The organism is Streptomyces sp. A01 (genome assembly GCF_059026195.1).
The window spans coordinates 253,087-266,960 of record NZ_JBWLKN010000003.1 but is presented as its reverse complement, the minus strand read 5'-3'; the positions used below and the strand labels follow the sequence as shown (position 1 = coordinate 266,960).

Annotated in this window: 10 protein-coding genes; 3 read left to right on the top strand and 7 right to left on the bottom strand. The window is 73.4% G+C overall.

Translation table 11 applies throughout. The annotated features are described in order from the left end of the window. Positions 1 to 101: 101 nt before the first annotated feature. Entirely contained in the window at positions 102 to 1,904 is a 1,803-nt protein-coding gene (locus AC5P1B_RS05520; RefSeq protein ID WP_493885182.1) for a 3-hydroxyacyl-CoA dehydrogenase family protein, read from the bottom strand. A gap of 462 nt (positions 1,905 to 2,366) precedes the next feature. Here AC5P1B_RS05520 and AC5P1B_RS05515 point away from each other — a divergent pair, with 462 nt between their 5' ends. After that, on the top strand, positions 2,367 to 3,026 hold the full coding sequence (locus AC5P1B_RS05515) for a HEAT repeat domain-containing protein (RefSeq protein WP_493885180.1): 660 nt from the start codon (positions 2,367 to 2,369) through the stop codon (positions 3,024 to 3,026). Between the two features lie 76 nt (positions 3,027 to 3,102). Here the strand turns inward: AC5P1B_RS05515 and AC5P1B_RS05510 are convergent, their stop codons facing one another. Then, positions 3,103 to 3,645, bottom strand: coding sequence for a GNAT family N-acetyltransferase (locus AC5P1B_RS05510; protein ID WP_493885178.1), 543 nt, complete (start codon positions 3,643 to 3,645; stop codon positions 3,103 to 3,105). Between the two features lie 101 nt (positions 3,646 to 3,746). Continuing rightward, positions 3,747 to 4,826 (bottom strand): DUF3533 domain-containing protein, encoded by a 1,080-nt coding sequence (locus AC5P1B_RS05505; RefSeq protein WP_493885438.1) that lies wholly within the window; start codon positions 4,824 to 4,826, stop codon positions 3,747 to 3,749. Positions 4,827 to 5,080: 254 nt separating this feature from the next. Here AC5P1B_RS05505 and AC5P1B_RS05500 point away from each other — a divergent pair, with 254 nt between their 5' ends. Then, positions 5,081 to 8,902: a DNA polymerase III subunit alpha gene (locus AC5P1B_RS05500; protein WP_493885176.1), complete on the top strand. Its 3,822-nt coding sequence runs from the start codon at positions 5,081 to 5,083 to the stop codon at positions 8,900 to 8,902. Continuing rightward, positions 8,899 to 10,089 (top strand): DNA polymerase Y family protein, encoded by a 1,191-nt coding sequence (locus AC5P1B_RS05495; protein WP_493885174.1) that lies wholly within the window; start codon positions 8,899 to 8,901, stop codon positions 10,087 to 10,089. The genes AC5P1B_RS05500 and AC5P1B_RS05495 overlap by 4 nt, the downstream gene beginning before the upstream one ends. Positions 10,090 to 10,518: 429 nt before the next feature. On the opposite strand, the gene AC5P1B_RS05490 is transcribed toward AC5P1B_RS05495, so the two are convergent. From AC5P1B_RS05490 to AC5P1B_RS05475, 4 genes are all read right to left on the bottom strand, one after another. Beyond that, entirely contained in the window at positions 10,519 to 10,710 is a 192-nt protein-coding gene (locus tag AC5P1B_RS05490; RefSeq protein WP_493885172.1) for a hypothetical protein, read from the bottom strand. 490 nt (positions 10,711 to 11,200) lie between these two features. Further along, positions 11,201 to 11,362 carry a hypothetical protein gene (locus AC5P1B_RS05485; RefSeq protein ID WP_493885170.1) on the bottom strand — a complete coding sequence of 54 codons (162 nt, stop codon included), beginning with the start codon at positions 11,360 to 11,362 and terminating at the stop codon, positions 11,201 to 11,203. A gap of 305 nt (positions 11,363 to 11,667) precedes the next feature. Then, positions 11,668 to 12,876, bottom strand: a complete 1,209-nt coding sequence (locus AC5P1B_RS05480) for a helix-turn-helix domain-containing protein (protein WP_493885168.1) — start codon at positions 12,874 to 12,876, stop codon at positions 11,668 to 11,670. Positions 12,877 to 13,152: 276 nt separating this feature from the next. Next, entirely contained in the window at positions 13,153 to 13,785 is a 633-nt protein-coding gene (locus tag AC5P1B_RS05475) for a DsbA family oxidoreductase (RefSeq protein ID WP_493885166.1), read from the bottom strand. Positions 13,786 to 13,874 lie beyond the last annotated feature (89 nt).

The following is a 13,874-nucleotide window of genomic DNA, read 5'->3' as shown; positions in this document are numbered from 1 at the left end:
GCCCACCCCAGCCTCTTTCGGTCTCCGGCCGGTCCGCACCCCGGTCCGGCTCCCGGCCGCGCGTGCCCTCAGCGGGCCCCCGGCCTGCCGCGCCCCCGGCCTCAGGCCCTCGCATACTCGCGGAAGCCGCGACCGGTTTTCCGGCCCAGGCAGCCTGCCGCGACCAGGTGCTCAAGCAGCGGCGCGGGCGCGAGGCCCGGGTCGCGGAACGCACGGTGCAGGACCTTCTCGATGGCCAGGGACACATCGAGCCCGACCACGTCGAGGAGTTCGAAGGGGCCCATCGGGTAGCCGCCGCCGAGCTTCATCGCCGCGTCGATGTCGTCGAGGGTGGCGTAGTGCTCCTGCACCATCTTCACGGCGTTGTTGAGGTACGGGAACAGCAGCGCGTTGACGATGAAACCGGCCCGGTCCCCGCAGTCCACCGGGTGCTTGCGGACCGTGGCGCACACGGCCCGGACGGTGGCGTGCGCGGCGTCGGAGGTGAGCACCGTGCGCACCACCTCCACCAGCTTCATCGCCGGGGCCGGGTTGAAGAAGTGCATGCCGATGACGTCCTGCGGCCGGGTGGTCGCCCGGGCGCAGGAGATGACCGGCAGCGAGGAGGTCGTGGTCGCGAGCACGGCGCCCGGCTTGCAGACCTTGTCCAGGGTCTGGAAGAGCTGCTGCTTGACCTCCAGGTCCTCGGCCACCGCCTCCACCGCCAGATCGACGTCGGCGAAGGCGTCCAGCGACCCGGCCGGAGTGATCCTGGCCAGCGCCTCGTCCCGCGCCCGCTCCGTCAGCCTGCCCTTGTCGACGGACCGGGCGAGGGACTTGACGATCTGCGCCTTGGCCTTCTCCGCCTTCTCCAGGCTGCGCGCGGCGAGCACGACGGTGTAGCCGGACTTGGCGAACACCTCGGCGATGCCGCTCGCCATGGTGCCCGAGCCCGCCACGCCCACGGAGCTGACCGGCACCGCCGCCGCGGCCTCGGCGGCCTCGGCGGGCGTCTCCGCGTCCGGCACCACCGTTTCGCCGCCCGGCTCGTCGTACGTGTAGAAGCCGCGGCCCGCCTTGCGGCCGGTCAGCCCGGCCTCGCTGAGCTGGCCCAGGATCGGGGCGGGCGCGTGCAGCCGGTCGTGCGAGGCCGCGTACATCGCCTCAAGGACGGTGCGGGCGGTGTCCACGCCGATCAGGTCGAGCAGTGCCAGCGGGCCCATCGGCAGTCCGCAGCCCAGCCGCATCGCCGCGTCGATGTCCTCCCGGGTCGCGTACTTCGACTCGTACATCGCCGCGGCCTGGTTGAGGTAGCCGAACAGCAGCCCGTCGGCGACGAAGCCGGGCCGGTCGCCGACCGAGACGGGCTCCTTGCCGAGCTCCTTCGCGAGCGCGGTGACCGCGTCGACGGCCGCCGGGGACGTCAGCACCGAGGAGACGACCTCCACCAGCTTCATGGCGGGCGCGGGGTTGAAGAAGTGGAGGCCGAGGACGCGTTCGGGGTGGGCGGAGTCGGCCGCGAGCCGGGTCACCGACAGGGCGTTGGTGCCGGTCGCCAGGATGGTGCCGGGCCGCACGATGGTGTCGAGCGCGGTGAACACCTCGTGCTTGGTGGCGTAGTCCTCCGGCACGACCTCGATCACCAGGTCCGCGTCCGCGGCGGCGCGCAGATCGGAGAAGACGCGGAAGCGGGCGAGGATGTCCTGGCGTTCCTGCTCGGTGATCCGAGTACGGCGCACGGCGCGGGCGGTGGACGCCTCAAGCGCCGTGACGGCCTGCTTGGCCGAGCTGTCGGAGAGGTCGATACCGATGACCTCGCGGCCCGCGCGAGCCAGGACCTCGGCGATGCCGGTACCCATGGTGCCGAGGCCGACGACGGCGACCGTGCTGAGGGGGGAGGGATCAGGGGTGGACGAATGGCCCATCGCGAGACTCCAGGGAGTGTTCCCCGCCAATGAATGCGGGGAGAAGTGACGACTGAGGAGTTGCGTGCTCCGTGGCGGGCAACTCTGCCCGTAGGGACCCGCAAGGAGTGAGCGGCGACGGCCCTGTCCCGGGGCCGCGCCGAACACACAAAGTGCCGAACCGACTTCACTCTTGGCGGCTGCGTCACCAGGCCGCCCGAGCAGGGGTACTGCTCGTGGTCCGGAGCTTAACTCGCGAGTAACCAAGAACGCCAGGGTCCGTTCTCGCCATGGCGGGGTGGCGCGGGTCACAGTGTCCGTGTGGCGCGGCGCGGACGGCTGGCGACGGGACGATGAGCGGATCGCGACACGGCGGCGCGGCGCGTGCGCGGGAGCGGGCGGGCGCGGCGGGGCCGGGCAAGGGCTGTGGCGGCAGCAGCCGGGACGGCAAGGGGCAAGGTCTAGGTCAAGGGGAGGCGGGAGATGGAAGAAGAACTCCGCGAACTGGCGGTCAGGGTACGGGCGGCACTGACGACATCGGCCGAGTACACCGCGTACGAGAATCTTCTCGCTCTCGTACGCAAGAACACTCCGGTCGCGCGCGAGGAGCTGGCCCGCGTCTTGGTGGCGCCCGGCCAGCCGCTGTGGGCCAGAGAGACCGCGGCCTTCGCCCTGGGCTGGGCGGGCGACCGGCGGGCCTTCGAGCCGCTCGTCATGCTCCTGAACTACCGGGACCCGGCGCACTGCGCGACCGCGGCCCGTGCCCTTGCCCGCCTCGGTGACCCGCGCACCGCCCGCGCGGCGGCGGTCCTCGCGACCAATCCGCTGCGCACCGCGTACGCGCTCCACCCCATACGGCTGCTCGTCGAGCTGCGCGCCCCCGAGTCGGTGCCCGCGCTGGTCACCACCTTGAAGCGGCTGCTGGCCGGGCGCGACCACTACTGGCCGATCGCGCGCGCGTGCGTGGTGGGTCTGGGCACGCTGGGTGACCGGCGGGCGGTCCCGCTGCTGGTGGCCGCCCGGGAGCACGAGCGGCTGCGGGCCGACGCGGACGCGGCGCTCGCGCTCCTGGCCAGCCCGCAGGGCGCGGGCGGCGGCACGCGCCGGGGCGGGACGCGGCCCCAGCCCAGGCCCAGACCGTAGGGCGGGGATGTTGCCCCAGGGCGGCCGGATCTCCCGGGGCGGGGCGGCCGGGAGCCGCCGCGGCCGCCGGGGCCCGCTAGCAGAGCTCTCTGACGTAGCGGATCTCCGGTACGTCGACGCCCTCGACCTTGTACGACTCCTCGCCGCCGTCCGGGGTGAAGCCCGCGCGCTCGTAGAACCGCTCGGCGCGGGTGTTGCCCCGTACGACCCACAGCCGGACCCGGGGGAACCCGCGCTCGGTGATCCGCCGCAGGGTCTCCGCCAGCAGCACCTGCCCGATGCCCGCGCCGATGCGCTCCGGCTGGACGTAGATCGCGTACAACTCGGCGTCCCCGGTGGGCAGATCCTGGTCGCGGTACGGGCCGACACAGGCCCAGCCCACGACGTCGGTGTCCGCCGGGCCGCCGCCGGGCCTGTGCTCCTCGGCGACCAGGTTGATGACATCGCCGAGTCCTCTGGCGAAGAACTCCCGCCGCCGCTCGGCGTCTTCGCTCACACTCATGCCGTCCAGGTACGACTGGGGCATCAGCCCGGTGTACGCGGCCTGCCAGCCACGCACCCGCACGGCGGCGACGGCGTCGATATCGGCCTCGGTCATCTCCCGTACCTGAACGTCCATGGCGGGCACTGTAGGTGACGACGCGGAGGCGGTGAACTCGATAACGCGGCAGTGGGCCCGTAGGGGTTGACGAGGCCGGGCATCAGGGGATGAGACCCGCCTCAGCCGCTGGGCGCGTGGCTGTTCCTCCCGTGGCTTTCCTTCGCGTGGCCGTCCTTCGCGTGGCTGTTCTTGCGGAGTGAGGCGAGGACGAGGGTGACGGCGGTGCCGACGACCGCCCAGGCGGACAGCACCAGCAGCGGGCCCGTGACCGCGTTGCCGTGGAAGTACGCGATCGAGCGCGCCGTCCAGGTGCCCGCGCCCGGTGGCAGGGCGGGGCCGATGGCCTGCCAGAAGCCCGGCAGCAGCGGGTAGGGATAGGCGCCGCCCGCGCTGGGGTTGCCGAGGACGACGACGATCAGGATCGCCAGCCCGATGCCGACGACGCCCGCGAGCCCCTGACAGGCCAGCGTGGTCGCCCCGACGGCGAAGACCACCAGCGCGCCGAGACCCCACAGCCCGGGGAGGCTGCCGGGCAGCGCGTCGAGGACGGGGCCGACGATGACCGCGCCACCGAGACCGGCGAGGACCGAGTAGACGGCGAGCGTGCCGAGCCTGAGCACGGCGCGCCGCCCGTTCGCGGGCCTGGCGCCCGCGCTGATCGCGAGGATCGCCGCACACAGATAGCCGCCCACACACCAGCCGACCACCAGATAGAACGAGGACAGCCCCCGGCCGTCGCCCCGGTGCGCCGGGGCGACGTCCTCGGTCCGCACGGTCCGCTTGTCGGCCTTCTCGGCCGCTCTGACGACCTGCTCGACGGCCTGGGAGAGCGAGGCGCCCGCGCCGCTCGCGACGAGCAGCCGGTCGGTGCTGCCGCGCGGGTCGACGATCAGGGCGGCGTCGATGTCCCGGTGCTCGATCTGCCGGACGGCCTTCGCCTCGCCGGCGACGGCGCGCGGGTCGAGCGGGTCGCCCGGCAGCGCGTCGAGCTTGGCCAGCACCTGGCGGCTGACCTTTTCCGGGGCGACGACGGCGATCGCCACATGGTCGGGTTTCGGACGGTGAAAGGCGCCGACATACGAGGTGATGAAGGCGAGCTGGAGCACCAGCACGCCGAGCACGAGCAGCGCGGCCCGCGTCGTCACCGCGTTCTTCAGCTCGTCGCCGAAGGTCTGGGGAGTGTCGCCGCTGGTCGCCATCATTCGCCGCTCCTCGCCATCTCACCTGGGCATTCATCCCCCACATGGTGGGGGAGAAGATGCCGGGCCGCAGGCGGCGAAGGGCCGATCGGATGACAGGGCCCGCAGTGGCGGAGGCGGGGAGGAGGGACGTGAGGGGGTCGAAAACATCGTTCGTACGAGTGTTCGATGGGAGGGTATGGTGAGAGAAGGGGGTGGCGAAAAAGCGTCGGTAGGCCGGCGGACCAGGTCAGCGAATGAGGAGGTGCGCGCGAATGCCGGGGTTCACGCACCTGCACGTCGCGTCGGGGTTCTCGATGCGGTACGGCGCCTCCCATCCGGAACGGCTGGCCGAGCGGGCCGCCGAGCGGGGCATGGACGCGCTCGCGCTGACCGACCGCGACAGCCTCGCCGGGGCGGTCCGGTTCGCCAAGGCGACCGCGGCCGCCGGGGTGCGGCCACTGTTCGGCGTGGACCTGGCCGTGCGCACCGAGTCCCCTGAGCCGGGGCGCACGGCCAGACGGCGCGCGCCGGTACGGGGCGGCGCCTTCATCGACGAGTCCGCGTCCCGCGCGGTCTTCCTCGCCCGGGACGGCGCGGCGGGCTGGGCCGCGCTGTGCGGGCTGGTCTCCGCCGCCCACGCGGGCGGCGCCGGGCGTCCCCTGCTGGCCTGGGAGGACCTGGTGGCCGTGGCCGACAGCGTGCCGGGGGCGCTCGCGCCGCTGACCGTGCTGCTCGGCCCCGGCTCCGATACCGGCCGCGCCCTGGCGGCGGGCCGCCCCGACCGGGCCGCCCGGCTCCTCGGCCCGTGGCGCGAGCTGTTCGGCGACGCGCTGCGCCTTGAGGCCGTCTGGCACGGCGGCCCCGCCGCGCCGCCGACCGGCCCAGGCTCGGGGCCCGGATCGCTGCGGCTCGCCGCCCGCACCGTCGGCTTCGCCGCCGACCAGGGCGTACGCCCCGTACTGAGCAACGCCGTCCGCTACGCCGACCCGGGGCAGGGGCAGGTCGCCGACGTGCTGGACGCCGCCCGCAGACTCGTGCCCATCGAGACCCGGGCCCCGGAGAAGCTGGACAGCGGCGAACGCTGGCTCAAGGGCACCGCCGACATGGCGGGGGTCGCGGAACGGGTCGTGGAGGCGGCCGGATTCCGGCGGGAGACCGCGCACCGGCTGCTGGCCCAGACCAAGGACACGGCCGCCGCCTGCCACGTCGACCCCGAGGACGACCTGGGGCTCGGCAGCGTCCACTTCCCCGAGCCGCGGCTGGTCGGAGCGGCCACCCGCACCGCCGACCGGGTCCTGCGCTCGCGCTGCGCCGCCGCCATGGTGCGAAGCCGCTACGACGGCGACCCGGCCCGCTGGGAGCGCCTTGAGGCCGAGCTGCGCACCATCGAACGGCTCGGTTACGCCTCGTACTTCCTCACCGTCGCCCAGGTCGTCGACGACACCCGCGCGCTCGGCGTACGGGTCGCCGCGCGCGGCTCCGGCGCCGGGTCGTTCGTCAACCACCTGCTCGGCATCGCGCACGCCGACCCCGTCGCCCACGGCCTGCTGATGGAGCGCTTCCTGTCCGAGCGGCGGGCCGTGCTGCCCGACATCGACATCGACGTGGAGTCGGCCCGCCGCCTCGACGTCTACCGCGCGATCTTCGACCGCTTCGGCGCCGACCGGGTCGCGACCGTCGCGATGCCCGAGACCTACCGGGTGCGGCACGCCGTACGGGACGTGGGCGCCGCGCTCGGCATGGACCCGGCCGAGGTGGACAAGCTCGCCAAGTCCTTCCCGCACATCCGCGCGCGCGACGCCCGCGCGGCCCTCGCCGAGCTTCCCGAACTGCGCGGAGCCGCCGCTCGGATGGGCGACAGGGACCAGCTGTGGGACCTGGTCGAGGCGCTGGACGGGCTGCCGCGCGGAATCGCCATGCACCCCTGCGGGGTGCTGCTCTCCGACGCCTCGCTGCGCGCCCGTACCCCGGTGGTGACCAGCGCGGGCACCGGGGCCGGGGTCGGCGGCATGCGCGCGGCCATGAGCGGGGCCACGCCGGACGGGAGCAGCGGCGCGGGCGGCCCGGGGGGCGGCGGCCCCGGCGGTGTGAGCGCTGCCGGCGGCGCGGGCTTCGCGATGTCCCAGTTCGACAAGGACGACGTGGAGGAGCTGGGGCTGCTCAAGCTCGACGTCCTCGGAGTGCGCCTCCAGTCGGCGATGGCCCACGCGACGAGGGAGGTCGCCCGGCTCACCGGGCGGCGGCTGGACCTGGACGACCCCGCGCAGGTGCCCCCGGACGACCCGGCGACATACGAGCTGATCCGGTCCACCGAGACGCTGGGCTGCTTCCAGATCGAGTCGCCCGGCCAGCGGGACCTGGTCGGGCGACTCCAGCCCGCCACTTTTCACGACCTCGTAGTCGACATATCGCTTTTTCGTCCCGGCCCGGTGTCCGCCGACATGGTGCGCCCCTTCATCGAGGCGCGGCACGGGCGCACTCCGCCGCACTACCCGCACCCGGACCTGGAGGAGGCGCTGCGCGAGACGTACGGCGTCGTCGTCTTCCACGAGCAGATCATCGAGATCGTACGGATCATGACCGGCTGTGACCGGGCGCTGGCCGACGAGGCGCGGCGCGCGCTGTCGAACCCGGAGCGGCAGGCGCGGGTCCGGGCGTGGTTCACCCGGGAGACGGCCGCCCGGGGGTACGAGCCGCAGGTGGTGGCGCGCACCTGGGAGATCGTCGAGGCGTTCGGCTCGTACGGCTTCTGCAAGGCGCACGCCGTCGCCTTCGCCGTGCCGACGTACCAGTCCGCCTGGCTCAAGGCCCACCACCCGGCCGCTTTCTACGCCGGGCTGCTCACCCACGACCCCGGCATGTACCCCAAGCGGCTGCTGCTCGCCGACGCGCGACGGCGTGGAGTGCCGATCCTGCCGCTGGACGTGAACCGGTCGGCCGCCGCCTACCGGATCGAACTGGTGTCTGATGATGGCGGCGGGGCTGAGGCTGGGCCCGCGACCGGGACGGGGCCCGCGACCGGGGCGGGGGACGGGACCGGGCGCCTTGGTATCCGGCTCGCGCTGGGTGAGGTGCACGGCATCAGCGAGGCCGAGACGGAGCGCGTCACGGCGGGACAGCCGTACTCCTCGCTTCAGGACCTGTGGCGGCGCGCCCGCCCCGGGCGGCCGGTCATGGAACGGCTCGCCCAGGTCGGCGCCCTGGACCCGTTCGGCGTGAACCGCCGCGATCTGCTGCTGCACATCGCCGAACTGCACCGGCAGCAGCGCGGACCACGGGGCGGCGCCCACACGAGGCAGCTTCCGCTGGGCGCGGGCGACGACGGCGGCGCGGCCGAACCGGCCGCCCCCACCGGGCTCCCCGACCTCGACGCGGGCGAACGCCTCGGCGCCGAACTCGACGTCCTCAGCATGGACGTGTCCCGGCATCTCATGGACGACCACCGCGAGTTCCTGGAGGAGCTGGGCGTGGTCCCCGCGGACCGGCTGCGGACGGTGCGGCACGGGGACACGGTGCTCGTCGCCGGGGCCAAGGCCGCGACCCAGACCCCGCCGATCCGCTCCGGCCGCCGGGTCATCTTCACCACCGTGGACGACGGCACGGGGCTGGTCGACTGCGCCTTCTTCGGCGACCCGCCGGAGGACGCCGGGGAACGGGGCCGGTCGGCCCCGTCCAGCCACACGGCGTGCGCGTACACGGTCTTCCACTCCTGGCTGCTGCTGATCCGGGGAGTGGTGCACCGGCGTGGGCCGCGCGGCTTCAGCGTCGTCGGCGCCGAGGCGTGGGACCTCGCCGAACTGGCCGCGCTCCGCCGTGAGGGCGGCCTCGAAGCGGTCGCCGCCCGCCTCGCCGACCGGGGCGCCCCCGGCACGGAGCCCGCGGGGGCGGACGACGGCACGGCGCCGGAGACGGAGCCGGCGGGACAGGACAGGACGGAGCCCGACCCCGCGGCCGCGGGCCCGGCGGGCGGGCGCACCATCCGGCTGTCCAACGACTACACCATGAACGCCTGGGCCGACCTCCAGCCCGCGGGCGCGGGCACCGCCGCCACCGGCCGGAAGCTGTGGCACGCGAGCCCGGGGAGCGCGGGATGAAGCGCGGCACGCGGTGGGAGGAAGCGCCCGGCCCGGCCCGCACAGAGGCGGCCGACGCGGGCGCGGTGGCAGACGTGGCCGAGGCGGCCGACGCGGCCGTGGTGGCAGACGTAACCGAGGTGGCAGAAGTGGCCGAGGGCGTCCCGCGGACCGGGCCGGGGCCCGTGCTGTTCGTGCGGTTCCACGCCGCCGGGGGAGAGCCCTTGGGGGAGGACGCGTACGCGGGAGTGCTCGCGCTGCTCGCCGAGCTGACGCCCGTCGTCCAGGCGCTGCCGCCCGACGCCGCGCTCGCGAACGTACGGGGCGCGCTGCGTTACTTCGGCCGGAACGCCGCCGAGCTGGCGGGCATCGTACGCGTCAGAGCGCTGGCCCGGCACGGCGTGGACTGCACCGTGGGAGTCGCCGCCAACCCCCTCCTCGCGCGGATGGCCGCGGCGGAACACGCCACGGAGCACGCGGCGGCGGGCGGTTCGCCAGGGGACCGGCGGGGCGCGGTGCGCACGGTGCCCGACGACCCGGCCGCCGTCGCCGCCTTCCTCGCCGGGAAACCGGCCGCCGCCCTGGACGGCGTCGGCCCGGCCACGGCCCGCACCCTGGGCTCGTACGGGCTCAGCGACGTGGCCCAGGTCGCGGCGGCACCACCCGGCACCCTGCAGCGCATTCTGGGCGTGACGGCGGGCCGCGCCCTGTACGAACGGGCCCACGGCATCGACCGGATGCCCGTCACACCGAACGCCCTCGCCCGCTCCATCGCCGCCGAGCACCGGTTCGCCGGTGACGAGCTGGACGCCGCGCACCGGCGGCGCGCGCTGCTCGCCCTCGCCGATGAACTCGGCTCCCGGCTGCGGCTGGACGGGCAGGTCGCCCGCGCGCTGACGCTGACCGTCCGCTACGCCGACCGCTCCGTCACCACCAGGAGCCGGGCGCTGCCGGAGCCGACCGCGCACACCCCGGCCCTGACCTTCCTCGCGTACGCGCTGCATGAGGCGCTGGCGCTGGAGCGGGCCAGGGTGCGGTCTGTGGCGTTGCGCGCCGAGGACCTGACCGCGGCCGAACACGCCTCCCGGCAGCTCACCTTCGACCCCTGCGACGACAAGGCCCGGCGGATCGAGGCCGTCACGGACCGGGCCCGCGCCCGCTTCGGCGAACGCGCGGCCAGGCCCGCCGGGGTGCTGGGCGTCGCCTGAGGGGCGGTCGTGACCGCCGTGCCCGGCGCGGCGTCCCGGCAGGCAGCGTCCCGCGGGCCGAGCCCCGCAGGCAGCGGAACGGCGGGCCGTGGCACGGCGTGGGCGACCGGCCCGAGGCCAGGGAGTCGCGCTCGGCACCAAAGCCCGCGCCCCGACATACTGCTGCTCAGCGCGGACGCGCCGGGCGTGCCGCTGGCTGATCTCGTACGGTGAGGGCCGCAGGCGGCACGGGAACGATGGCCGCCTACGGCCCATGGGGGTGCCGCACCGCGGATGCCCGGCGCGGGTACCGCCTGGCGGTCAGCTGCTCGCGGTGTGACTGCTGTCCACGGAGCAGATCCACATGATCCCTCTGCCGTCCGGCACGGCCTGCATGGTCCCAGGGCATCCGTGCACGATGCATGGCATGGCGTGTTTCCCTTCGTCGGCCTAACTGTGGATGTAGTAGCCGCAATGAGGGTTCTGGCACGTCCAGAGAATGAGCTTTCCTTCAGGCTCGCCGATCAGGTAGGCCCCGCACTGGCGGGGGCATCCCACGGTGGGCGGCATGCCGACGCCGCCCTGGACGGTCGTCCAGTATGTGCGTCGCTGCGGCTGGTGGGGCTGGGTCTGCTCTGCCATGCCTGCGAGTGTAGGAGGGGAGGCGTCTGGGCCGCAGGCGCCCGGCCGGACGGCGGCCGGTGCCCAGTGCTCCCTGGTTTGCGGGGGTCGCTCTGTGCGGGGGCGGTACGCGATCTGAAAGCAGGGGTCGTCTCGGGGGCGTTCGCTGACGGGCACGACGTCCCGCACGATGACGCACCCACGGCAGGCGTACACCGTGCTGCCTCGGCCCGAAACCGAGTGCACGACCGCCACAGGGACGAGCGGGTTGTCCTCGGTCCCGGCGGCGCCGTGGAAGTGGCACAACGGCTGGCCGCTCACCGCTCCCGCCTCGGTTTCGGCTCGGCCTGCCCGGGGCGATCGGTAGGCGGCCGGGTGGCGGGGGTGAGGTGGTGCTGGGCTAGGCAGGTGGGGCAGGCGTACACCGGGTGGTCGGCCCCGGAGGTCCGGGCCACATACCGCACGCGGACGGCGTCGTCGCACTCGCCCTGGTGCCAGCTGCACCAGCCGGTCACGATGCGGGCCCGTCGAGCGCGGCGCTGATCGCGGTGGCCAGTGCGTCGATGTCGGTGAGGAGCTTGGTTCGGGTGGGCTTGACGCGCCACCAGAGCAGGCTCTCGCGGTCGATGCCGGGGACGAACAGGAACGAGCCGTCGTCGCCGCTGACCTCCACTCCGGCGGGCGGCTGGTAGTCCTTCGCCGTGCCGCGCTTGATCAGCCAGTACAGGCGGCGGTCGGTGTCGTCCTGCGACGAGGGGCACGCCCACGGCGTGCCAGCCGTGCCTGCCCACCACCAGCCAGTTCACGCCGGTGCCCGGCGGAATCCACGTCAGGGGTGGGACCGAGGATCGGGCGTTCGTCGGCATGGTCTGCTCCAGCCGTAGGCGACGTGATGACAGTCACATCGTGCCGACGAAGCAAGCCCCCGGCGTCCGCTCGTTGCGGACACCAGAGGCTTGACGGTGGGTGATATTTCGACTACACGCCGCTCCACTGGGCGTACGCGCGCAGCTGCCCAGATGCCCGCGCCCGCGCCCGCGCCCGAAGCAGCGTTGCCACCGTCTCCCGGGTGGTCGGGTGATACCGCGTCTGCTGAGGTGTCACCGCACGGGCTTCGCACAGAGACGCCAGCGCCTCGTCCGGGCGCGCCATCAGCGCCTGCGACCGTGCCCGGTCCACCAGGAACTGACCAGCTCGAAGCGGCGAGTACCCCTCCGGCGGATGTACGTCCGCCGCACGCTCCAACGCCAACCCGTGCTCGTCCCGGTCACCGGCCGCAGCGACGCCGTGCTGGCCGACGTTCGTCGGACCGAACACCATCCCGTAGTGGTTCGTTTCACCAAGGTCGCGGGCGAGACCCTGCGCTTCCTCCAGCCACGTATCGGAATCATCGCCGCGTCCCGCCAAGGCGTACAGCTGAACTACCTTCAGCATCAGGCCACCGCGCACCGCGCGAGTGGGTGCTGACCCGTCGTCGTCCAGGTCGGCCAACGCGCGGCTCACCAGGCGCAGGCCCATCTCGATCGCTGGCCCGTTGGCGGACAACTGCGCACGCTTCAGCCGCTCGACGGACACCTGGCGCGGGTCACCCGACAGCAGTGCGGCGGAAGCCATCCGGGCGAGCGCCAGCCGCGCGAGGTCGAGATACCCGAGTTTGTACGCAACGCTGAACCCGCCCAGCGCCACCTCGGATTGCAGCCAACTCGCGCGCTCCCGCTCAGCGCCGGGGCTGGCGTTGAGTACCGCGTACGACAGTTCCGCCAGCGAACCGGGCAGCATGCGCGCCAGCTCTCCGAAGCGGCCTTCCGAGCGCAGGCGGTACACGCGCCGCACAGTGGCCTCGATCTCCGCCAGGGGGCGCGGCGGCGGTACGTCGCCGTCCGGTGGGATGTCCCAGTCGTCCAGCGCGTTGGACAGAGGGGCGATCAGCTGATCGAGTTGGTCTTTGCGTAGCTGCTCGATGTAGGGCTGACCGTGGATAACGGGCACTGAGACGTTGAGTGCCTTGGCGACAGCGGCGATGACTTGTTCGCTGGGGTGTCGTTGACCGCGTTCGACGTCTGACAGCATCGACTTGGAGACGTGCGCTCGGTGGGCGAGGTCCCGTAGGGAGTAGTCGCGTAGGGCGCGCAATTCGTGGATGCGCGCTCCAACGCCCCTCGGGTGCCCGTGGCTGGCGTGTGCCATTATGGGCTCCGTTCTGACTTAGACACTCGGAACGGTACTCCCGGCTTCTGGCAGGGAGCGAAGATCGGCCCTCACCAACGCGCGGTGGGGGCCATCGTCGTGCTGACGGCACATAGCAAATCGCCCCCTCGCCGCCCGGGAATGTGATGGCCGGGGGCGGCGACTGAGCCCGGGCCGCCGTCCGTTATCCGTGCGTCGCGGACCGCGGGTGTGTCGTGGCTGGTCGAGCGGTTCCCCGCGCCCCTGGCGGGGCACACCCCGCGCTAGGCCAAGGTCCTAACCGACCGGTTGCCTCAGCAGCTCCAGCAGGGTGTCGACGGACGGCGCGCCCAGCGGCGCGGCCTGCCCGCCGACGATGAAGGTGGGTGAGCCGCGTACGCCGCGCTCGCGCGCCTGGTCCCGGTCGGCGAGCACACCACCCGCGTACGCGTCGCTGTCCAGCACCGACCACACCTCCGCGACGTCGAGCCCCACCTCACGGGCCAGCGCGGCCAGCACGACGTGGTCGGCCACGTCGATGTTCTCGGTGAGGGAGCCGAGCAGCAACCGCTCCATCATGGCGTCGGCGCGGCCGTGTTCGGTGGCGAGATGGAGCAGGCGGTGCGCGTCGAAGGAATTCGTCGGCGGGGTCGTGTCGAGGTGGAGCTCCAGGCCCTCCTGCTGCCCCAGGTAGCCGATCATCTCGAACTGCCGCAGCGCCGCCCGGCGGTTCTCGTACACGCCGTACTCGACCAGCAGCTCCGCGATCGGCTTCCCCGAGAACCGGGGACCGCCCGGGTCGAGCTCCAGACTCCGCCACACGACGTCGACTTCGGCGCGCCGGTCGAAGCGATTCAGCGCCTGTTCCAGCCGCCGCTTGCCGATATAGCCCCAGGGGCAGAGCACGTCCGCCCAGACTTCCACCCGCACCGGAAACCCTCCGCTCCGACAGTGGTGCCTCATGGGCCTGCCCCCGCACCACGTGAATGACGATGCAACGTAAACCAGGCTTGAAGTCA

Excerpts from the sequence above, each read along its gene's own strand:
- AC5P1B_RS05520 (WP_493885182.1), bottom strand. The coding sequence starts at position 1,904 with ATGGGCCATTCGTCCACCCCTGATCCCTCCCCCCTCAGCACGGTCGCC.
- AC5P1B_RS05515 (WP_493885180.1), top strand. The coding sequence starts at position 2,367 with ATGGAAGAAGAACTCCGCGAACTGGCGGTCAGGGTACGGGCGGCACTG.
- AC5P1B_RS05510 (WP_493885178.1), bottom strand. The coding sequence starts at position 3,645 with ATGGACGTTCAGGTACGGGAGATGACCGAGGCCGATATCGACGCCGTC.
- AC5P1B_RS05505 (WP_493885438.1), bottom strand. The coding sequence starts at position 4,826 with ATGGCGACCAGCGGCGACACTCCCCAGACCTTCGGCGACGAGCTGAAG.
- AC5P1B_RS05500 (WP_493885176.1), top strand. The coding sequence starts at position 5,081 with ATGCCGGGGTTCACGCACCTGCACGTCGCGTCGGGGTTCTCGATGCGG.
- AC5P1B_RS05495 (WP_493885174.1), top strand. The coding sequence starts at position 8,899 with ATGAAGCGCGGCACGCGGTGGGAGGAAGCGCCCGGCCCGGCCCGCACA.
- AC5P1B_RS05490 (WP_493885172.1), bottom strand. The coding sequence starts at position 10,710 with ATGGCAGAGCAGACCCAGCCCCACCAGCCGCAGCGACGCACATACTGG.
- AC5P1B_RS05480 (WP_493885168.1), bottom strand. The coding sequence starts at position 12,876 with ATGGCACACGCCAGCCACGGGCACCCGAGGGGCGTTGGAGCGCGCATC.